The 19,754-nt window shown below is 69.6% G+C and carries 17 protein-coding genes and 2 pseudogenes; 9 read left to right on the forward strand and 10 right to left on the reverse strand.

Annotated features, from left to right (window positions below; all coding sequences use genetic code 11):
- From MW290_RS22295 to MW290_RS22305, 3 genes are all read right to left on the reverse strand, one after another.
- A complete protein-coding gene (locus MW290_RS22295) occupies positions 1 to 885 on the reverse strand; it encodes an alpha/beta hydrolase (RefSeq protein ID WP_375142943.1) in 885 nt (294 codons plus the stop codon).
- Positions 886 to 1,113: 228 nt separating this feature from the next.
- Complete coding sequence (locus tag MW290_RS22300) at positions 1,114 to 2,661, reverse strand: methyl-accepting chemotaxis protein (RefSeq protein ID WP_250199850.1); 1,548 nt, start codon at positions 2,659 to 2,661, stop codon at positions 1,114 to 1,116.
- 93 nt (positions 2,662 to 2,754) lie between these two features.
- Complete coding sequence (locus MW290_RS22305) at positions 2,755 to 3,312, reverse strand: DJ-1/PfpI family protein (protein WP_250199851.1); 558 nt, start codon at positions 3,310 to 3,312, stop codon at positions 2,755 to 2,757.
- 201 nt (positions 3,313 to 3,513) lie between these two features.
- Between MW290_RS22305 and creB the strand changes: the two genes are divergently transcribed.
- The 4 genes and pseudogenes from creB to MW290_RS22325 all read left to right on the forward strand — a co-directional run.
- Positions 3,514 to 4,203 carry a two-component system response regulator CreB gene (gene creB / locus MW290_RS22310; protein WP_250199852.1) on the forward strand — a complete coding sequence of 230 codons (690 nt, stop codon included), beginning with the start codon at positions 3,514 to 3,516 and terminating at the stop codon, positions 4,201 to 4,203.
- A gap of 1 nt (position 4,204) precedes the next feature.
- The gene (creC, locus tag MW290_RS22315) at positions 4,205 to 5,644 is read left to right on the forward strand and encodes a two-component system sensor histidine kinase CreC (protein ID WP_250199853.1); all 1,440 of its coding nucleotides are present in this window, start codon (positions 4,205 to 4,207) and stop codon (positions 5,642 to 5,644) included.
- A gap of 192 nt (positions 5,645 to 5,836) precedes the next feature.
- Positions 5,837 to 7,207 carry a cell envelope integrity protein CreD gene (creD, locus tag MW290_RS22320; protein WP_250199854.1) on the forward strand — a complete coding sequence of 457 codons (1,371 nt, stop codon included), beginning with the start codon at positions 5,837 to 5,839 and terminating at the stop codon, positions 7,205 to 7,207.
- Positions 7,208 to 7,220: 13 nt separating this feature from the next.
- Positions 7,221 to 7,634: pseudogene (locus MW290_RS22325) on the forward strand (metal-dependent hydrolase); the annotation flags it as partial.
- 46 nt (positions 7,635 to 7,680) lie between these two features.
- Here the strand turns inward: MW290_RS22325 and mutL are convergent.
- Complete coding sequence (gene mutL / locus MW290_RS22330) at positions 7,681 to 9,606, reverse strand: DNA mismatch repair endonuclease MutL (protein WP_250199855.1); 1,926 nt, start codon at positions 9,604 to 9,606, stop codon at positions 7,681 to 7,683.
- Between the two features lie 43 nt (positions 9,607 to 9,649).
- On the opposite strand from mutL, the gene MW290_RS22335 reads away from it, so the two are divergent.
- Positions 9,650 to 10,309: a DedA family protein gene (locus tag MW290_RS22335; RefSeq protein WP_250199856.1), complete on the forward strand. Its 660-nt coding sequence runs from the start codon at positions 9,650 to 9,652 to the stop codon at positions 10,307 to 10,309.
- Between the two features lie 157 nt (positions 10,310 to 10,466).
- Here MW290_RS22335 and MW290_RS33315 read toward each other — a convergent pair.
- The 3 genes and pseudogenes from MW290_RS33315 to tsaE all read right to left on the reverse strand — a co-directional run.
- Positions 10,467 to 10,556 (reverse strand): annotated as a pseudogene (locus tag MW290_RS33315) (FxDxF family PEP-CTERM protein); the annotation flags it as partial.
- Positions 10,557 to 11,222: 666 nt separating this feature from the next.
- On the reverse strand, positions 11,223 to 12,647 hold the full coding sequence (locus MW290_RS22345) for an N-acetylmuramoyl-L-alanine amidase (RefSeq protein WP_250199858.1): 1,425 nt from the start codon (positions 12,645 to 12,647) through the stop codon (positions 11,223 to 11,225).
- Complete coding sequence (gene tsaE, locus MW290_RS22350; RefSeq protein WP_250200085.1) at positions 12,644 to 13,093, reverse strand: tRNA (adenosine(37)-N6)-threonylcarbamoyltransferase complex ATPase subunit type 1 TsaE; 450 nt, start codon at positions 13,091 to 13,093, stop codon at positions 12,644 to 12,646. Before tsaE ends, MW290_RS22345 begins: the two co-directional genes overlap by 4 nt.
- A gap of 24 nt (positions 13,094 to 13,117) precedes the next feature.
- Between tsaE and queG the strand changes: the two genes are divergently transcribed.
- Positions 13,118 to 14,248 (forward strand): tRNA epoxyqueuosine(34) reductase QueG, encoded by a 1,131-nt coding sequence (queG, locus tag MW290_RS22355; RefSeq protein ID WP_250199859.1) that lies wholly within the window; start codon positions 13,118 to 13,120, stop codon positions 14,246 to 14,248.
- On the opposite strand, the gene MW290_RS22360 is transcribed toward queG, so the two are convergent.
- Positions 14,206 to 15,132, reverse strand: a complete 927-nt coding sequence (locus MW290_RS22360) for an AEC family transporter (RefSeq protein WP_250199860.1) — start codon at positions 15,130 to 15,132, stop codon at positions 14,206 to 14,208. The genes queG and MW290_RS22360 overlap by 43 nt on opposite strands.
- A 76-nt stretch (positions 15,133 to 15,208) precedes the next feature.
- On the opposite strand from MW290_RS22360, the gene MW290_RS22365 reads away from it, so the two are divergent.
- Both MW290_RS22365 and xerD read left to right on the forward strand, forming a co-directional pair.
- Positions 15,209 to 16,189, forward strand: coding sequence for a tripartite tricarboxylate transporter substrate binding protein BugE (locus MW290_RS22365; RefSeq protein WP_250199861.1), 981 nt, complete (start codon positions 15,209 to 15,211; stop codon positions 16,187 to 16,189).
- Entirely contained in the window at positions 16,186 to 17,088 is a 903-nt protein-coding gene (xerD, locus tag MW290_RS22370) for a site-specific tyrosine recombinase XerD (RefSeq protein WP_250199862.1), read from the forward strand. The genes MW290_RS22365 and xerD overlap by 4 nt, the downstream gene beginning before the upstream one ends.
- A 66-nt stretch (positions 17,089 to 17,154) precedes the next feature.
- Here xerD and MW290_RS22375 read toward each other — a convergent pair whose 3' ends face one another.
- Positions 17,155 to 18,162 (reverse strand): porin, encoded by a 1,008-nt coding sequence (locus MW290_RS22375; protein ID WP_250199863.1) that lies wholly within the window; start codon positions 18,160 to 18,162, stop codon positions 17,155 to 17,157.
- 189 nt (positions 18,163 to 18,351) lie between these two features.
- Between MW290_RS22375 and MW290_RS22380 the strand changes: the two genes are divergently transcribed.
- On the forward strand, positions 18,352 to 18,954 hold the full coding sequence (locus tag MW290_RS22380) for a MarC family protein (protein WP_250199864.1): 603 nt from the start codon (positions 18,352 to 18,354) through the stop codon (positions 18,952 to 18,954).
- Between the two features lie 43 nt (positions 18,955 to 18,997).
- Here MW290_RS22380 and MW290_RS22385 read toward each other — a convergent pair whose 3' ends face one another.
- Positions 18,998 to 19,750, reverse strand: a complete 753-nt coding sequence (locus tag MW290_RS22385; protein ID WP_250199865.1) for an amino acid ABC transporter permease — start codon at positions 19,748 to 19,750, stop codon at positions 18,998 to 19,000.
- Between the last annotated feature and the right edge of the window lie 4 nt (positions 19,751 to 19,754).

A 19,754-nucleotide genomic window follows, 5' to 3' on the forward strand; every position in this document is an offset into this window, starting at 1 on the left:
CTAAAGGCGTGGTCCAAACAGTTCGGCGATGGCGGTGCGGTACTGCGGCTGCGCCAGGTCGTTGGTGTTGTGGTGGGTGCCGCCTTCCACCAGCAGGAAGCGCTTGGGCGCGGTGGCGCGCTCGTACAGCGCGCGGCCCAGCTCGGGCGGAATCAGCTGGTCTTCGCTGCCGTGCACCACCAGCACCGGCGCCTTGACCCGCGCGATGCGGTCACCAGCCTCGAAGCGCTGGGTGAGCAGCGGGCCCACCGGCAGCCAGCCCCAGCGCATCGTGGCCACCACGTCGCGGATGGAGGTGAAGGTGTTCTCGACGATCAGGCCCGAGGCGTCGTTCACCTCCTGCGCCAGGTTCACCGCGATGGCGCCGCCCAGCGAGTGGCCGAAGATGTACCGGTGTGCCTGCGGATGCTGGGTGGCCAGCCAGTCCCAGGCGGCGCGCGCGTCCTGGTAGGACATGGTTTCCGACGGCAGCACCGCCGTGCTGCGGCCGAAGCCGCGGTAATCGATGCCCAGCACCGAGAAGCCCAGGTCGTGCATGCGGCGCATGCGGTTGGCGCTGCCGCGCACGTCCCAGCGGGCACCGTGCAGGTACAGCATCACCGGCGCGTCGGGCCGGCTCTGGGCCAGCCACAGGCCGTGCAGCTTCACCGGCTTGCCGGCGTGCCAGCCGCTGTCGGGGGTGTAGTCGATCCAGACGTCCTGGAAAGCCTGGTCGTCCAGTTCGCCGCCCCACCAGGTGCCCTGGGTAGGCTGGAAGATCCAGGTGCGCTGCTGCTCGTCCAGCGAAGCGCAGCCGGCCGCCACCGCGGCCATGAACAACAAACCGAACAACTGGGCCCAACCGTGGCGGCGCAGCCCTGAGACTACCTGGACGACCTGACGCATGGGCCGCGATGCTTGCACAGACCGTGCCGGTCGAGCCAGAGAAAAGCCTATTGCCCGCAGGCTCTACCGGAATTGCCGTGGCGTTTGCATGCGCGCAATCTGGTGACCGGTTGTGCCGCTGCGGTGCGCAGCGAGCTCGGGAGCCCAGGGGGTTCCGCCGTCGGGCCGCCCCAAGGCGGAACGCGCCCTCTCGGGGGGCAGCGAGCGCAGCGAGCTTGGGGGCCGGATTCAGGCTCGCGCGCGGAACACCGACACCGCTTCCACCAGGTGGTGGGCCTGGTTGCTCAGGCTGTTGGCGGCGGCGGCGGATTGCTCCACCAGGGCCGCGTTCTGCTGGGTGTTGCGGTCCAGCAGGCTGACGGCCTCGCTCATCTGGCCGATGCCCACCGTCTGTTCGCGGGTGGCCTCGCTGATCGCGTCGACCAGCGCCTGCACTTCGCGCACCTGGCCCATGATCTTGTCCATCGCCTGGCTGGCATGCACCACCTGGCGCTCGCCGTCCTGCACACGCTCCACGCTGGTGCTGATCAGCGCGCGGATCTCCTTGGCGGCCTGCGCGCTGCGCTGGGCCAGGCTGCGCACCTCGCCGGCCACCACGGCGAAGCCGCGGCCCTGCTCGCCGGCGCGCGCGGCTTCCACCGCCGCATTCAGCGCCAGGATGTTGGTCTGGAAGGCGATGCCGTCGATCACCTCGATGATCTCGCCGATCTGCTTGCTGCTGGCGGTGATGCCCTGCATGGTGCTGGTGACGCGCTGCACCACCTCGCCGCCTTCCGCGGCGGCGGCGCTGGCGCCCGACGAAAGCTCGGCGGCGCGCTTGGCGGCATCGGCGTTGTTGCGCACGATGGAGCTCATCTCCTCCATCGACGCGGCGCTTTCCTCCAGGCTGGCGGCGGCCTGCTCGGTGCGGTCGCTGAGGTCGGTGTTGCCCTGGGCGATCTCGCCGCTGGCCTGTTCCACCGTCACCACCTGTTCGGCCACGTCGTCGATGATCCAGCGCAGCATCAGCCCCAGTTGGTTGAGCGAGCGCAGCGTCAGGCCCACCTCGTCCACCCGGTCAAACGCCAGGGTGCCCACCTCGCCGCTGGCCACGCGGCGCGCCTGGGCGGCCACCCGCTCCAGCGGCCGGCTGACCTGCGATTCCTGCAGCCAGAGCGCGGCGCCGGCCAGCACGCCGATCACCGGTGCGGCCACCGGCAGCGCCGACAGCCCGGCGGCGGCGCCCACGGCGCCGATGCTGCCCAGCGCCATGCCCAGCATCGGCAGGCGCAGGCGCCAGCGTACCGGCATCGTCTTGTGCAGCGTGGTGATGGCGGCCCAGCCGCGGCGCACGATCACGCCCTTGTGGAAGGCGCGGTTGCCGGCGCGGCCCTCGCGGAAATCGGCATACAGCGCCTCGGCGGCCTTCACCTCGTCGGCCGGCGCGTGGGTGCGCACCGAGAGGTAGCCCACCGTCTTGCCCTGGCGGATCACCGGGGTGGCGTTGGCCTTGACCCAGTAGTGGTCGCCGTTGTTGCGGCGGTTCTTGACCAGACCGGTCCAGGAATCGCCGTCTTTCAGCGTGGCCCACATGTCGGCGAAGGCCTGGGTGGGCATGTCGGGGTGGCGCACGAGGTTGTGCGGCTGGCCCACGATGTCCTTTTCAGCGAAGCCGCTGACGGCCACGAAGGCGGCGTTGGCGTAGGTGATGCGGCCCTTGCAGTCGGTGGTCGACATCAGGGTCGCATCCGCCGGGAATTGGAACTCGCGCTGGGTGACCGGTAGGTTGGTACGCATGGGCCTCTCGGGTAACGACATCTTGCTGCCATGAATGGGTTTTCCCCATTGGCACTACGGATATCGGCCCCGGTTCCCACCGGTTTAGGTGAATTATGACAGTCGGTGTGTGCGGTGCGGCTCGCGGCTCAGGCGCTTCGCGATCCGGCGGCCGAAGTTGGAGAGCGTGCAGTGCTCGCCGTGGCCGACGATGACGCCGGCCTCCGGCTCGTCGATCGCATCACCGCCGTCCACCGGCATGCCCAGTGCGCGCAATACCTGCACGCCCTCGCCGGTGGCGGCCAGCGTCTTGCCTTCGTTGTAGGCGTCCTGCACGAACTGCAGCGCCTCGTCGCTGAGCTGCAGGGTTTCAGCGCAGAACAGGCCGGAGGGCACGCACACGGCGTCGAACGCCTCGGCCGAAACCTGGCCCACCGTGTGGTCGGGCGCCAGCAGGCCGCCGAGCTGGCTGCTGACCGGAGCCAGCTGCGGCGCCACCAGCTGCACCTGCGCGCCGGCGCGGTCGAGTTCGGCGATCAGGCGCGCCACGCACAGCGCATCCACGCCATCGTCGATCAGCATCGCCACCCGCCAGGCATGCGGGGCCGGCAGCCGCGCGGCAGCGGTGCCGCGGGCGGTGTTGCGTTGGACATGGGCAGGTTCGAAGTTCATGCGGCGTACTCCTGTCTGTCTGTAGCGCGGCCGCAGCCAGCGCGATCACGCAAGACTAAGGGTCTGCCCGGGGTCCGACTGTCGGGCCGCCGCGCCCGGCTTTGTAGGACGTTGCCGACTGTTTGCGGCGGTGCAGCAACGAGGGTGGAGCGCCTCGCCCGCCTATCATCGCCAGCCAATTCCCCCTGAGCTCCCTGACAAGTGGCGCACCGCATCCTGCTGCTGGAAGACGAACAAGCCATTGCCGACACGCTGATCTACAGCCTGCGCAGCGAAGGCTTCGAAGTGGCCCACGTGACGCTGGTGCGCGACGCGCTGGCGGCCTTTGCCCACCAGGCGCCGGACCTGGCCATCCTGGACGTGGGCCTGCCCGACGGCAACGGCTTTGACGTCTGCCGTGCCATCCGCAAGACCAGCGAACTGCCCATCCTCTTCCTGACCGCGCGCAGCGAAGAGATCGACCGCATCCTGGGCCTGGAGCTGGGCGCCGACGATTACGTGAGCAAACCCTTCTCGCCGCGCGAGGTGGGCGCGCGGGTCAAGGCCATCTTGCGGCGCAGCGCCGTGCGTGCGGCCGCGCCGGCTGCGGCGGACGCAGAGGCCGCGCCGCTGCTGCAGCTGGACGAAGGCGCGCAGCGCATCCGCTGCGCCGGCCAGTGGCTGGCCCTCACGCGCTATGAGTTCCGGCTGTTGGCCACGCTGCTGCGGCGCCCGCAGCGCATCTTCTCGCGCGCCGAGCTGATGAACCTGGTGTGGGACGACGCGCCCGACACCGCGGACCGCACGGTGGACGCCCACATCCGGCTGGTGCGCGCCAAGCTGCGCGAAGCCGGCGCCAGTGCCGAGCTGATCCAGACCCATCGCCACATGGGTTACTCGCTCAGGGCCTGAGTTGCGCATCGGTCTTCGCCTGCTGCTGGGCTTTTTTCTGGTGCTGGGCCTGGCGCTGTTCGTGGTGCTGCGGGTGTTCCTTGAAGAGGTCAAGCCCGGCACCCGGCTGGCGATGGAAGACAGCCTGGTGGACACGGCCTACAGCCTGGCCCAGCTGGCCGCGCCCGACCTGAAGGCCGGCACCATCGCCAGCGGGCCGTTCGCCCAGGCCATGCGCGCGCTGCCCACCCTCCAGCCCGACGCCAACCTCTGGGGCTTCCACAAGGACCGCATCCACACCCGCGTCAGCATCACCGATGCGCGCGGCATCGTCGTGTTCGACACCCGCGAAGCGGCGGTGGGCGAAGACCATTCGCGCTGGAACGACGTGTACAAGACCCTGCGCGGCCAGTACGGCGCCCGTTCCAGCGCCGAAAGCCCCGACCAGCCCGACAGCACCGTGATGCACGTGGCCGCGCCGGTGCGCGATGGCGGCCGCATCATCGGCGTGCTCACCGTGTCGCGGCCCAATGCCACGCTGGAGCCCTACATCCAGCGCAGCCGCAACCGCATCCTGGCCTGGTCATGGGGGCTGCTGGGCATTTCGCTGGCCATCGGCCTGCTGTTCACCTGGTGGATGGTCAGCTCACTGTCGCGGCTGCGGGGCTATGCCCTTGCCGTGGCGCAGGGCGAGCGTGCCGAGCTGCCGCGCATGGGGCGCCTGTCGGGCAACACCGAGTTCACCGACCTGGCCCAGGCGGTGGAACGCATGCGCCTGAAGCTCGAAGACAAGGCCTATGTCGAGCGCTACGTGCACACGCTGACGCATGAGCTCAAGAGCCCGCTGGCGGCCATCCGCGGCGCGGCCGAGCTGTTGCAGTCGCCGATGCCCGAGGCCGACCGCCAGCGCTTTGCCGGCAACATCGAACGCCAGACCGAGCGGCTGCAGCAGCTGATCGACCAGCTGCTGGGCCTGGCCGACGTGGAGCAGATGCGCCAGCTGCGCGACGTGGAAAGCGTGGACCTGGCCGCGCTCACGCGCGAGGTGCTGCAGGCGCTGGAGCCGCGGCTGCGCCTGCAGGGCCTGCAGGTGGCCGACCGGCTGGGCAGCGGCCAGAGCCTGCGCGGCAACCGCTTCCTGCTGCGCCAGGCCCTGCACAACCTGCTGGATAACGCGATCGACTTCTCGCCCCCGGGCGGCCTGCTCACGCTGGGCCTGGTGCGTGAAGGCAGCCAGCTGCTGTGGACCCTGCGCGACCAGGGCCCGGGCGTGCCCGACTATGCGCTGGGCCGCATCTTCGAGCGCTTTTATTCGCTGCCGCGCGGCGAGGGGCGGGACAAGAGCACCGGCCTGGGCCTGTGCTTCGTGCAGGAGGTGAGCGGCCTGCACGGGGGTGAGCTGCGGGTCGAAAACGTGGAGGGCCCGCGCGGCTGCTGCGTCACCTGGCGGCTGCCCGGCTGATGCCTGCCCCCAAGCTCGCTGCGCTCGCGCCCCCCCAGGGGGGATCTCAGTCCCTTGGGGCGGCCCGGCGGGACTGAGCCCCCCAACGCGGCGGGGGTACCGCCGCCATTTCACATTCGCTGCACATGGCCTGCGCGGCGGCTTCGCAGGGGTTTTCAAGAATCGTTGCGTCACCCTGAGACGGAACGAACCATGAACAAATACCCCTTGCTGAGCAAGCTGCTGCTCGTCGCATTGCTGATGGCCCTGCTGGCCATTCCACTGGCGCTGGTGCGCGAGGTGATTGCCGAGCGCAGCGCCTACCGGCAGCAGGCCGCCGCGGAGGTGGCCCGCGCCCATGCCGGCCCGCAGACCCTCACCGGCCCGTTGCTCTGGCTGCCGTACACCGAAACGTATCTGCGCAAGGTCAAGGTGGAGGGCAAGGTCGGCGCCACGCGTGAAGAGCTGGTGTCCGTCGAGCGGGTGTCCGTGCAGTTCCCGAAAACGCAGGACAGCCGCAGCCGCCTGGCCACCGAAACGCGCTGGCGGGGCATCTTCCCGGTCACGGTGTACACCAGCCAGCACGCCAGCACCGGCCGCTTCATGTGGGGCGAGGTCACGCCCCGGCAGCCCGGCGGCCGCATCACCCTGGGCCAGCCCCTGCTGCTGATGGGCGTGAGCGACACACGGGGCCTGCTGGCCGCCCCCCAGTTGCGCCTGCCCGGCCGCACGCTGGCCGTGGAGCAGGCGCCGGCCAGCAGCCCGCTGCCGCTGGCAGCGCGGGTGGACCCGGCCCTGCTGAAGGCGGGTGCCGCGCTGGATGTTGCAGTTGACTTCGAGCTGGCGGGCACCGGCAGCATCGGCTGGGTGCCGCTGGCCGACGACAGCAGCGTCACGCTGACCTCGTCCTGGCCGCACCCCAGCTTCGGGGGCGACTTCCTGCCGCGCACCCGCAGCGTCACCGCCAGCGGCTTCGAAGCCACCTGGCGGGTCTCGTCGCTCTCCAGCCGGGCGCAGTCGCAATTCCAGGAAGACCCTCGTGCCGACAGCCTGCCCTCGCACACGGTCGAGCAGTTCTCGGTGTCGCTGGGCGACCCGGTCGACGTCTATCGCCTGACCGAGCGCGCCACCAAGTACGCCGGCATGTTCATCGTGCTCACCTTCGCCGCTTTCTTCGTGCTGGAGATGGTGCGCCGCTGGCGCATCCATCCGATGCAGTACCTGATGATCGGCGCCGCACTGGTGCTGTTCTTCCTGCTGCTGCTCTCGCTGTCCGAACACATGGACTTCGCAGTCGCCTATGGCCTGGCCAGCACCGGCTGCATCGCGCTGCTGGGCCACTACCTGCGCCATGTGCTCGGCGGCTGGCGCCCGGGCCTGGGCATGAGCGGGCTGCTGGTCGCGCTGTATGGCGTGCTCTACGGCATCCTGGTGTCGGAAGACAACGCGCTGATGATGGGCTCGCTGCTGCTGTTCGGGGTGCTCGCCGCCATCATGGTGGCCACCCGCCGGCTTGACTGGTACAGCGTGATGCGGCCTGAGCCGGTACCGGCCAGCCCCGGCCTGGAACAGCACAGCGCCTGAGGCCCGGAGTCCCATGGCCACCTACCTGCACTTTGCCCCGGCCCTGGCGCTGGCCGGCGCGGTCTGCGGCGTGATGGCTGATGCCGACATGCTGCTGTACGTGCTGCACATCGACGACTACGGCGGCACCTACGGCCACCGCGGCTTCACCCACTCCATCGGCTTTGCGCTGCTGGTGGGCGCGCTCGGGGCGGCGCTGGCCGGGCGCCGGCCGGGGCGCAGCCGCTGGCTGACGGCGGCCTATCTGGCGCTGTGCACCGCCTCGCACCCGCTGCTGGACGGGTTGATCGACCGCGGCATCTGCAACGCCTGGCTCTGGCCGCTGGACGGCGCCCGCCACTGCCTGCCCTGGCGTCCCGTGCCCATGCGGGGCGTGCCGCTGTTCGGGCTCGACCGGCTGCTGCAGGAGTTGCGGTGGATCGGGCTGCCGTTGCTGCTGCTGGCCGGCGCCGGGGTGGTGCTGCGCCGGGCGCTCAGCGGCCGCGCAGGAAGAGCGCGTCCAGCTCGCGCATGCCCAGCTGGCGCCAGGTCGGGCGACCGTGGTTGCACTGGTCGGCGCGCTCGGTGCGCTCCATGTCGCGCAGCAGCGCGTTCATCTCGTCGAGCGTGAGCTGCCGGTTGGCGCGCACCGCGCCGTGGCAGGCCATGGTGGCCAAGATCTCGTCGCGGGCGCGCTGCAGCACCTGCTGCGCGCCCAGGTCGCCCAGCTCGGCCAGTTCCCCCAGCACCGAGCGGGCCAGCGCCACCGCGTCACCGCCGGCCAGTGCGGCCGGCCGCGCGCGCACCGCCAGCACGCCGGGCGACAGCGGGCTCACGTCCAGGCCCAGCGCCAGCAGCGTCTCGCGCTGGCCTTCTGCCACCGCGATCTCGGTGGGTGAGGCAGGAAAGCTCGCCGGGATCAGCAGCGGCTGCGATTCGATGGCCGCGGCGCCGATGCTGGCCTTCAGCCGCTCGTAGACGATGCGTTCGTGCGCCGCATGCATGTCCACGATCACCAGGCCGTGCCGGTTCTCGGCCAGCACATAGACGCCGCCGATCTGCGCGATGGCGCGGCCCAGCGGCCATTCGTCGGCGGACGGCAGGTCCTGCGGCGGCGCGGCGACTGCCGGAGCGGGCGGCACACGCCAGGGCGCCGGCGGCTCCTGCGCATACAGCGCGGCGGCGGTCTGCAGGGCCAGCGCACCCTGGGCCGGCCCGTCGCTGCGCGGCATGCGCATGAAGCCGTTGGCCGCGGTGGCCGCAGGCAGCCAGGGCGGCACCGGCGTCGGCTGCACGGGCAGGGCGGTGGCCCCGGGCACCGGGTGGCCGAGCGGCCCGGCTTCGGCGCTGGCTGCCGCGCCCCCCGCCGGCGCCTGCGCCACCTCGCCCGCCCGCGAGACGGCCAGCGCCCCTTCCACCGCCCGATGCACCGCCTGGTGCACGGCGCGGCCGTCGCGGAAGCGCACCTCGATCTTGGTCGGGTGCACGTTCACGTCCACCAGCTCGGGCACGATGGTGGCAAACAGCACGTAGGCCGGCTGCCGCTGGCCGTGCAGCACGTCTTCATACGCCGAGCGCACGCCGTGGGCGATCAGCCGGTCGCGCACGTAGCGGCCATTGACGAACACGTACTGCTGGTCGGCCCGCGCACGCGACAGCTCGGGCAGCGCGGTGCGGCCCTGGATGGTGAGCGGCCCCGCCGCGTGTTCCACCGGGCGGCTACCTTCCAGGAATTCTTCGCCCAGCACGTCGCGGATGCGCTGGTCCAGCCGCGCCGGGCGCCACTGCGCCACCAGCTTGCCTTCGTGCCACACCGCAAAGCCGACGTCGGGCCGGGCCAGCGCATGGCGGCGCACCGCCTCCAGCGCATGGGCCAGCTCGGTGCTGTCGCTCTTCAAGAACTTGCGGCGGGCGGGCGTGTTGAAGAACAGCTCGCGCACTTCCACGCTGGTGCCCACGGCGCGGGCGGCCGGGCCCAGTTCGCCGGAGCGGGCATCCAGCCGCAGCGCATGCGGCGCGCTGGCGGTGCGGCTGAGCAGCGAGACGTCGGCCACCGAGGCGATGGCGGCCAGCGCCTCGCCCCGAAACCCCATGGTGCTCACCGCTTCCAGGTCGTCCAGCGAGCCGATCTTGCTGGTGGCATGGCGGCGCAGCGCCAGCGGCAGCTCGGCCGATGCGATGCCGATGCCGTCGTCCTCCACCACGATGCTGCGCACGCCGCCGGCCATCAGCTTGACGTTGATCTGGCTGGCGCCGGCGTCCAGCGCGTTGTCCACCAGTTCGCGCACCACGGAGGCCGGGCGTTCCACCACTTCGCCGGCGGCGATCTGGCTCACCAGCTCATCGGGCAGCTCGCGGATCGGGCGGCGGGGCAGGGCGGCGGCCAGGGCAGTGCCGGATTCGGCGGAAACGACGGTCATGCCGTCATTCTAGAAACTTGCTGCACCGCGATAATCCGCCGCCATGGACATCCTCGCCGCCCTCATCGACTTCATCCTGCACGTGGACGTGCACCTCGCGCAGTTCGTGGCCGACCACGGCACCTGGGTGTATGCGCTGCTGTTCGCCATCATCTTCGTCGAGACCGGCGTGGTGGTGATGCCGCTGCTGCCCGGTGACTCACTGCTGTTCGTCGTGGGTGCACTGTGCGGCGCCGGGCTCATGAGCCTGCCGCTGTCCATGGGGCTGCTGGTGGTGGCCGCCATCCTGGGCGACCAGATGAACTACAGCATCGGCCGCGCGCTCGGGCCGCGGGTGTGGGGCTGGGAAAACAGCCGCTGGTTCAACAAGCGCGCCTTTGAGCAGGCCCACGGCTTTTACGAGAAGCACGGCGGCATCACCATCATCATCGCCCGCTTCATGCCCTTCATCCGCACCTTCGCGCCTTTCGTGGCCGGCGTGGCGGCGATGAGCCGCGGCAAGTTCACCGCCTACAACGTGGCCGGTGCGCTGCTTTGGGTGGTGGGCATCACGCTGGCCGGCTACCTGTTCGGCAACATCCCGTTCGTCAAGCAGCACCTGGACAAGATCATCTGGGCGATGATCCTGGTCCCGGGGCTGATCGCGCTGGTGGGTGGCTGGCGCGCCCGGCGCGCAGGTGGTGTCAGTCCCCAGGCTCGATGACGCTCGCTGCCCCCCAAGGTGGCGCACCCGCCCTTGGGGCGGCATGGCGGGCGGGGGGTGTGAGCCCCCAAGCTCGCTGACGCTCGCGGCCCCCGGGCCCTTTCAGAAGGGCCACCTGGTCATGGGGGCAGCCCGTCCCCGGGCGCGGGTATGCCAATCAGCGTTGGCGGCGGCGTGCAATGAAGCCGACCACGCCCAGGCCTGCCAGCAGCATGGCGTAGGTTTCGGGTTCAGGCACCGGCGGCGTGCTGGCGGAGGTGGCATACAGCACCGCATTCCCGCCGGCCGAATAGTTGAGCAGCAGGCTGTCCAGGTTGGACCCCGCGTCCAACCTGTAGAAGGCCGTGGCGTTGCCCGGGCCACCCTTGCCATTGCCGAAGTGAATGGCCAGGTAGGTCGTCGAGTTCAGCGGCGTGCTGAAGTCGAGCGTGCCCGCCGTCACGCCGTGCTTTTCCACGGTGTTGAAATCCCCGTTCCAGACGAAGCCCAGGCTGTTCAGCGCAGCCTTCTGGGCCGCCACGTCGGTCGGGCTGTTGCTGAGCAGATTGCCGTCGAAGAACCCGGCGCAGGCTTGAGCCTGGATGCTCAAGTCAGTGACCGAGCAGACGGTGGCGGCGTGGGCCGGAAGGGCGGCAGCCGCGGCAATGAGGGCGGCAGTAGCGATGTAGGAGTAGCGCAAGATGACCTCTAGGTGAGTGAACCAACTGCAACCCGCCTGACGGCTGCGGGGCCGCGCCCACTCTTGTTCGCCCCGCCCATGCCCGACCACCCCGACCCACGGGGTGGAGACGCAGGATTTCGCGCCATGACGTGAAGTGCGCCACACATGCTGTTGCGCATACGCAGCAGGATTTCACGCTTTGCTGCCGCCTGATGCCGGGCTCGCGGCTCCCCGGTCCTTCTCAGGCGCCGTTCACAGCTGCCGGTTGCGCGCCAGCGGCGGGTTCTTCGCGAAGTAGCGCTGGATGCCGGTGGCCAGGGCCTTGACCAGCTGGCGCTGGTAGTCGGCGCTGCGCAGCTTGTCTTCTTCCTCCGGGTTGGAGATGAAGGCGGTCTCGACCAGGATGCTCGGGATGTCGGGCGCCTTCAGCACCGCGAAGCCGGCCTGTTCCACCTTGGGCTTGTGCAGCCGGCCCACGCGGTCCAGCTCGCCCAGCACCTCGCCGCCCACGCGCAGGCTGTCCTTGATCTGCGCATGGGTGCTCATGTCCAGCATCGTGCGCAGCACCTGCGCATCGGCCGACTTCAGGTTGACGCCGCCCACCACGTCGGCCGCGTTCTCGCGGTTGGCCATCCAGCGCGCCGCCGTGCTGGTGGCACCGCCCTGCGACAAGGCGAACACCGAGGCACCCCGCGCCTGCGGCGTGATGAAGGCATCGGCATGGATGCTGACGAAGAGGTCGGCCTGCACCCGCCGCGCCTTTTGCACCCGCTCGGCCAGCGGCACGAAGAAGTCGGCATCGCGCGTCATGAAGGCGCGCATGCCGGGCATCGCATTGATGCGTTCACGCAGTTGCAGCGCCACCTGCAGCACCACGTCCTTCTCGCGCAGGCCGCTGGGGCCGATGGCGCCGGGGTCTTCGCCGCCATGGCCGGGGTCCAGCGCCACGATCACCAGGCGGTCGATCTTGTTCTGCAGCGCGGCGCGTGGGCCGGGTGCAGTGGGCGCCGGGGGCGGCACCGGCGCGGCCGCCACCACCGGCGGCGGGGGCACCAGCGGCGGCTGCGTGGGGCCGGGGGCGGGCGCTGGCAGAGGCGCCGGGGAGGACGGGGCCGTGGGGGCAGCGGCCACCGGCGGCTGCGAGCCCACCTTGCCGATGAACTCGCCCAGTGCGTCCTGCACCGACTGGGCGGCCGCGCGCTCGGACTGTTCCTTCTCGCGGATCAATGCCAGCAGCGGATCGACCGGCTGCGTGGGGTAGAGGTCGAACACCAGCCGGTGCTGGTAGGCCGCCACCGGCGCCAGCGCGAACTGCTGCGGCGCGGTGGCCTGCTTGAGGTCGATCACCAGCCGCACCACGCGCGGCTGGTACTGGCCCACGCGCACGCCGGCAATGAAGGGATCGTCGCTGCGCACCTTGCCCACCAGCTCCTTGAGCTGGGCGCTGAGCTCCAGGCCTTCGATGTCGACCACCAGGCGGTCGGGTCCGGTCACCAGCTGGTGGGTGGCGGCCAGCGGCTGGTCGCTTTCCAGCGTCACGCGGGTGTAGGCATCGGCCGGCCACACGCGCACGGCCACGATGCTGGCACCGAAGGCCAGGTCGGCCGCGCCCAGCAGCAGCACCAGGCCGCCGGCCTGGCGCAGCAGATGGCGGCGGCTGGTCAGTCGCGGGCTCACAGCGCTTGCAGCAGCGCAAGGCCGCGGGGAGTCAGGGCTTGAAGGGTCACGGCGCGTTGGTCGTCCTCTTGGGGTTCAAGTTCCATGCGCAGGTCGGGCGGCGGCAAGGCATCGGCCACCTTCTCGGGCCACTCGGCCAGCTTCAGGCCCGGCTGCGCGAACACGTCGCGAAAGCCGGCGTCGCTCCATTCGGCGGCATCCTCGAAGCGGTAGAAGTCGAAGTGCGAGACGGCCAGGCCATCGGGCAGCTCATAGGGCTCGAGCACCGCGTAGGTGGGGCTCTTGATGCGGCCCTGCACGCCCAGCGCGCGCAGCAGGTGGCGCACCAGCGTGGTCTTGCCGGCGCCCAGCGGGCCGTGCAGTTCGATGAAGGCATCGCGCAGCAGGGGCTGGGCGGCCAGGGCACGGGCGGTGGCTTCGCAGGCGGCCTCGTCGGGCCAGTGCAGCAAGCGGGTTTCTAGAATGGAGCGATGCGGGAGCGTCTTCACGACATCGACGGGCAGGCACTGCTGGAGCAATTGCGCGCTTGGGCCAAGGAGCTGGGATTCTCCCAGATCGGTGTTGCTGGCATCGACCTTCATGATGCGGAGCCCGGGTTGCTGCAGTGGCTGCACAACGGCTTCCATGGCGAGATGGATTACATGGCCGCGCATGGCCTCAAGCGCGCCCGGCCGCAGGAGCTGGTGCCCGGCACGGTGCGGGTGATCACCGCCCGCATGGACTACCTGCCACGTGACACCGCGCCGACATGGCGCGAGCAGGAGTGGCAGCGCATCGCCACCCCGGGCCTGGCCACCGTGTCGGTGTATGCGCGGGGTCGCGACTATCACAAGGTGTTGCGTTCACGCTTGCAGAAGCTGGCCGATCGGCTCACCGAGGCCATCGGCCCGTTCGGCCACCGCGCCTTCACCGACTCGGCCCCGGTGCTGGAGGTGGCGCTGGCCACCCGCAGCGGCCTGGGCTGGCGCGGCAAGCACACGTTGTCGCTCAAGCGCGATGCGGGCTCGATGTACTTCCTGGGCGAGCTGTTCGTGGATGTGCCGCTGCCGCTGACCGAACCCGAGAGCGCCCACTGCGGCAGCTGCAGCGCCTGTCTAGACATCTGCCCCACGCAGGCCATCGTCGCGCCGCAGGTGGTGGACGCACGCCGCTGCATCTCGTACCTGACGATCGAGCATGCCGGGCCGATCCCCGAGGCACTGCGCCCGGCGATGGGCAACCGCATCTACGGCTGCGACGACTGCCAGCTGGCCTGCCCATGGAACAAGTTCGCCCAGCGCGCGGTGCTGCCCGACTTCGACCTGCGGCCGGCGCTGGCCGAACCGACGCTGCTGCAGCTTTGGGCCTGGACCGAAGCTGACTTCCTGCGCCACACCGAGGGCAGCGCGATTCGCCGCATCGGCCATGCGCGCTGGCAGCGCAACCTGGCGGTGGCGATGGGCAATGCGCTGCGTGCAGGTACTGGCGCAGGGGGCGATGAGGCGATTGCCCGTGCGCTGCAGGCTGCGCAGCCGGGGGCCAGCCCGCTGCTGCGCGAGCACATCGACTGGGCTTTGGCTCAGCGCAGCGGCGTGCCCGGCACCGGCCCCAGTGCCGCGTAGGCGCCCAGCGCCAGCGGCACGCTGGCCATGCCCAGCAGCGTGGACACCGTGACCAGGCCGGCCACGAAGCCGGCATGCCCGCCCAGGCGCGCCGCCAGCACGTAGCAGCTGGAAGCGGTGGGCAGCGCCGAGAAGGCCACGATCACCAGCTGCTGCAGCGGCGGCAGGTCGGTGAAGCGCACGAACACCACCGCCAGCAGCGGAAGTACCAAGTGGCGTATGCCCAGCAGGGCCGCCGCCAGCCGCGGCGCATCGCGCAGCGCGCCGAAGCGCAGGCCGGCGCCCACCGCCATCAGCCCGATGGGCAGGGCCGCCAGGCCGATGCGCTCCATCGTCAGCGCCACCGGCGCCGGCAGCTTCAGCCCCATCAGGCTGGCCACCAGCCCGGCCACGGTGGCGATGATCAAGGGGTTGCGCAGCAGCTCCTTCAAGAAGCCATGGCCGCCATGCCGGGCCAGCGGCCAGACCGCCGCGATGTTGCAGGCCGGCACCGCCACCGCCACCAGCAGCGCCACCGCCGCCACACCGGGCGCGCCGCCCAGCCGATCGGCCAGCGCCAGCGCCATGTACGAGTTGAAGCGGAAGGCCACCTGCGCGCCCGAGGCATGCAGACGCGCGTCGACGCCCGGCCAGCGGCCCAGCAGCAGCGCCAGCGCAATGCCGCAGCCGACGATCGCCAGGCCCGCCAGGCCCAGCGTGGCCAGGGCCGAAGGCTGCAGCGGGTTGCGCACGATGGAGTTGAACAGCAGCACCGGGAACAGCAGGTAATACACCAGCCGTTCGGCCCCGTCCCACACGCTGCGATCGAGCATCGTGTAACGGCAAAGCAGGAAACCGATCACGATCAGCAGGAAGTCAGGCAACAAAAGCAGGGCGGTGTGCATCAAAGCAGTCTGCCACCCCCGGGCGCGCCTGGCGCGCAGCCCATAATTCCCGCTCATTTTTCAGGAGCTGCTTACGATGAAACGGACGACTCTCAAGGCCCTTGCTTCATTGGCCGCCGTGAGTGTGTTGCCCTTGTCGCTGCCGGCCGCGGCCCAGCAGTACCCGGCCAAGCCTGTGCGCATGGTGGTGCCCTTCGCCCCTGGCGGCACCACCGACATCATCGCCCGTGTCGTTTCCGAGAAGGCCAACCAGGCCCTGGGCCAGACCCTGGTCGTCGAGAACAAGAGCGGCGGCGGCGGGTCCATCGGTGCGCTGGAACTCATCCGTGCCCAGCCCGACGGTTACACGCTGGGCATGGCCACGGTGTCCACCACCGCGTCCAACCCGGCCATCAACCCGAAGATCGGCTACAACCCGATCACCGACTTCACGCCCATCATCAACATCGCGGCCACGCCCAACGTGATCGTGGTGCATCCGTCCTTCCCCGCCAAGGACTACAAGACCTTCCTCGAGGTCATCAAGAAGAACCCGGGCAAGTACAGCTATGCCACTTCGGGCACCGGCGGCATCGGCCACCTGCAGACCGAGCTGTTCAAAAGCCTGACCGGCACCTTCATCACCCACATCCCGTACCGCGGCGCGGGCCCCGCGCTGAACGACACGGTGGCCGGGCAGGTGCCCATCATGTTCGACAACCTGCCCTCGGCGCTGCCCTTCATCAAGGACGGCCGGCTGATCGCCATCGTGGTGGCCGCGCCGCAGCGCCTGGCCGTGCTGCCCAACGTGCCCACCTTCAAGGAAGTGGGCCTGGAGGCCGCCAACCGCATGGCGTACTACGGCTTCCTGGGCCCCAAGGGCATGTCCAAGGACGTGGTGGACAAGGTCAATGCCGCCGTGCGCAAGACGGTGGAACTGCCCGATGTGAAGAAGCGCATCGAGGACACCGGCTCGCTGCTGGTGCTGAACACGCCGGACGAATTCGCGGCCCAGATCCGCGCCGAGTACGACGTGTACAAGAAGGTCGTGCAGACCCAGAAGCTCACGCTGGAGTGAGCCCGCGTGAGGACAGCCAGGCGTTGATCGATCGCTTCATCGACGCCCTGTGGATCGAGGACGGGCTGGCGGCCAATTCGCTGGCCGCCTACCGCCGCGACCTGCAAGGCTGTGCCGACTGGCTGGCCGCCGAGCCGCGCAAGTCGCTGGCGGCGGCCACCGAGGTGGACCTGCTGGGCTACGTGGCCGCGCGCCACGCCGGCTCACGGGCCACCAGCGCCAACCGGCGCCTGACCGTGTTCAAGCGCTTCTACCGCTGGGCGCTGCGTGAGCATCTGCTGGCCGACGACCCCACGCTGCGCCTGCGCATGGCCAAGCAGCCGATGCGGGTGCCCAAGACGCTGAGCGAATCGCAGGTGGAGGCGCTGCTGCAGGCGCCCGACGTGGGCAAGCCGCTGGGCCTGCGCGACCGCGCGATGCTGGAGTTGATGTACGCCAGCGGCCTGCGCGTGAGCGAGCTGGTGGGGCTGCAGACCATCCAGGTGGGGCTGGCCGAAGGCGTGCTGCGGGTGACCGGCAAGGGCTCGAAGGAGCGCCTGGTGCCCTTCGGCGACGAGGCGCACGGCTGGATCACCCGCTACCTGGCCGAGGCGCGTGCCGCCATCCTGCAGGGGCAGGCCACGCAGGCCTTGTTCGTCACTGCCCGCGGCGATGGCATGACCCGGCAGATGTTCTGGAACATCGTCAAGAAGCATGCGCTGGCGGCCGGCATCACGACGCCGATCTCACCCCACACGCTGCGCCATGCCTTTGCCACCCATCTGCTCAACCACGGCGCCGACCTGCGCGCGGTGCAGATGCTGCTTGGACATGCCGACATCTCCACCACCACGATCTACACCCACGTAGCCCGCGAGCGGCTGCGGGCGCTGCACGCCAGGCACCATCCGCGAGGGTGAGATCGAAACAACCATGAAAAACGGCCCCGAAGGGCCGTTTTCTGTTCTGGTCCGGTGAACCGGATATCAGAAGTTGTGACGCACACCGACGGCGAACGAGCTGGGGTCCAGCACGGTGTCGTTGGCGCCAGTGGCACCGAAGTAGCTCAGGTTGCGACCGTTGTCGACCTTCGTGTAGAAGGCATAGACCTTGGTGCGCTTGGACAGGTTGTAGTTGTAGGCCAGGGTCCACTGGGTGGCCTTGGAGCCGTCCACGTTGTCCCAGTCGTCAGCGCGGCCAACGTTCACGTGGAACTCGGAAGCGCCCAGGGTGTACATGCCGGCCAGGCGGAACAGGTTGCGCTTGCCAGCGTCGAAGCCGCGGGACGACGGATCGCGCAGAGCGGCACCCAGATCCTTAAGGTCGCTCAGTTGGTAGTAGCCGCCGAAGGTGAAGGCGCCCAGTTCGTAAACGGCACGCAGAGCCAGTTGGCTGTTCTTCGATTCAGCTTGACGCTCGTAGCCCACACCCAGGTGCAGAGGACCCGCGTCGTAGTTGCCGGCCAGGTTGTAAACCTTGTTGTCGTCCACGCCTTCGCCGGCCGACACGCTGAACTCACCGACGAAGCCGGCGAAGTTCGGGGTCTGGTACGACACCGTGTTCTTGTTGCCGCTCAGGTAGGTGTACAGCTTGTCTTCCGACGTGCCGGTGTCGTGGTTGTGCATGCCGATCCAGTCGGCAGTGGCGTAGTAGGCGGCGCTGGTCAGACGACCGGCGCGGATGTTGCCGAAGCCGCCCGACAGGCCAACCCAGGCGTCGCCCGACCAGAAGTCACCGGTGGTGGTGCCGGTGTCGCTGTTGAAGCGGTGCTCCAGGTAGAAGTCAGCCTTCAGGCCGCCACCCAGATCTTCCGTGCCCTTGAAACCCAGGCGCGAAGCGTTGTTCTGCAGCACGGCTTGCTTGCCGTCGACAGCGATGTTCTTTTGGTATTCGACGCTGGTGTTCACGCGGCCGAACACGGTCACGGAGCTCTGGGCCAGAGCAGCGTTGGCGCCCAGGGCGGCCACGGCAGCAACGATCAGGGTGCGCTTCATGGGGATCCTCTCAGGAAGTAATTGGCTTGCAACCGCACTGCATACCAGTGCAAATCGCGCAGACAAAGTGTAAGAGCGCCCCCTCAGGAAAACGAGGATACGGACTGGTTTCAAGCTGTTGACGCTGCGGGAAAACAACACTGGCACCAGGGCGGTGCAGGCTGTAAGCAAGGGCACAATCCGCCGCCCATGGACCACACCTTTGTTTCCGCGCTGCTGCTGCTGCTGCTGCTGGTGCTCGACCCGTTCGGCAGCCTGCCGATCTTCATTTCGGTGATGCGCAACGTCGCGCCCGAGCGCCGCGCCCGGGTGGCGGTGCGAGAGGTGGTGATCGCCTTCTGCGTGCTCGGACTGTTCATGGTCGGCGGGCAGGGCTTCCTGTCGCTGATGCACCTGTCGGAGCGCTCACTCGAAGTGGCCGGAGGCGTGATCCTGCTGATCATCGCGATCCGGATGATCTTCGCCTCGGGCAGCGAGATCTATGCAGCCGCCGAGGGCCAGGCGCGTGAGCCCTTCATCTTCCCGCTGGCGGTGCCGCTGCTGGCCGGGCCTTCGGCGATGGCCACGGTGCTGCTGCTGGCCTCGCGCCAGCCGGAGCGGCTGCTGGAATGGGTGGGCGCGCTGACCGTGGCGATGACGATCAGCGGCGTGGTGCTGCTGCTGGCCGACCGCCTGCGCCGCTGGCTGGGCGCTTCGATGGTCAGCGCCATCGAGAAGCTGATGGGCCTGGTGCTGACCGCGGTGGCGGTGGAGATGATCCTGGCCGGCCTGAAGCGCTACTTTTTCAGCTGAAACGGGGATCGCCCGGCGTACCCGCCGGGCGAGGGGCTCCCATTCACCTCCCGCGCAGGTGCGCGGGTGCTTCCAGACGTTTAGCCAGACCGGCCAGCAACAGCGTCAGGATCAGGTAGATCGCCGAGATCAGCAGGTACGGTTCCCAGTAGCGCGAATAGGCGCCGGCCACCGTGCGCGCTGCCAGGGCCAGCTCGGCCAGGCCGATGGCCGAGACCAGCGACGAGTCCTTGATCAGCGTGACGCCTTCGTTGACCAGCGCCGGCATCATGCGGCGGAAGGCCTGCGGCAGGATCACGTGGCGCATCGCCTGCGCATGGGTCAGGCCCACGCTGTAGGCCGCCTGCGTCTGGCCGCGGTGGATGCTCAGGATGCCGGCGCGGAAAATCTCGGAGATGTAGGCGCCGGCATTGAGCGTGAGCGCCAGCGCGCCCGAGAAGAACGCACCGTACTCCTGCCGGAAGCTGCGGGCCGCTTCACCGGCCAGCAGCAGTCCGTGCTCGGGGTGCACCAGCGTCGGCATCACCGCGAAGTGCACCAGCAGGATCTGCACGAACAGCGGCGTGCCGCGGAAGAAGGTGACGTAGGCCAGCGTGACCAGCCGCGCCAGCTTGAGCAGCACGGCCAGCACCGCCGACTTGGGCTGCGGCGCGTCGGCCGAGCTGCTGATCAGCCCGAACACCACGCCCAGCAGCAGCCCCACGCCGATGGCCACGACGGTGAGCTTCACCGTCATGAACAGGCCTGAGATGAACAACGGGCCGTAGCCGGCCAGAATTTCCCAACGAAGATCCACGACC

It is taken from the genome of Aquincola tertiaricarbonis (assembly GCF_023573145.1).
In the GTDB taxonomy this organism is placed as follows: domain Bacteria; phylum Pseudomonadota; class Gammaproteobacteria; order Burkholderiales; family Burkholderiaceae_C; genus Aquincola; species Aquincola tertiaricarbonis_B.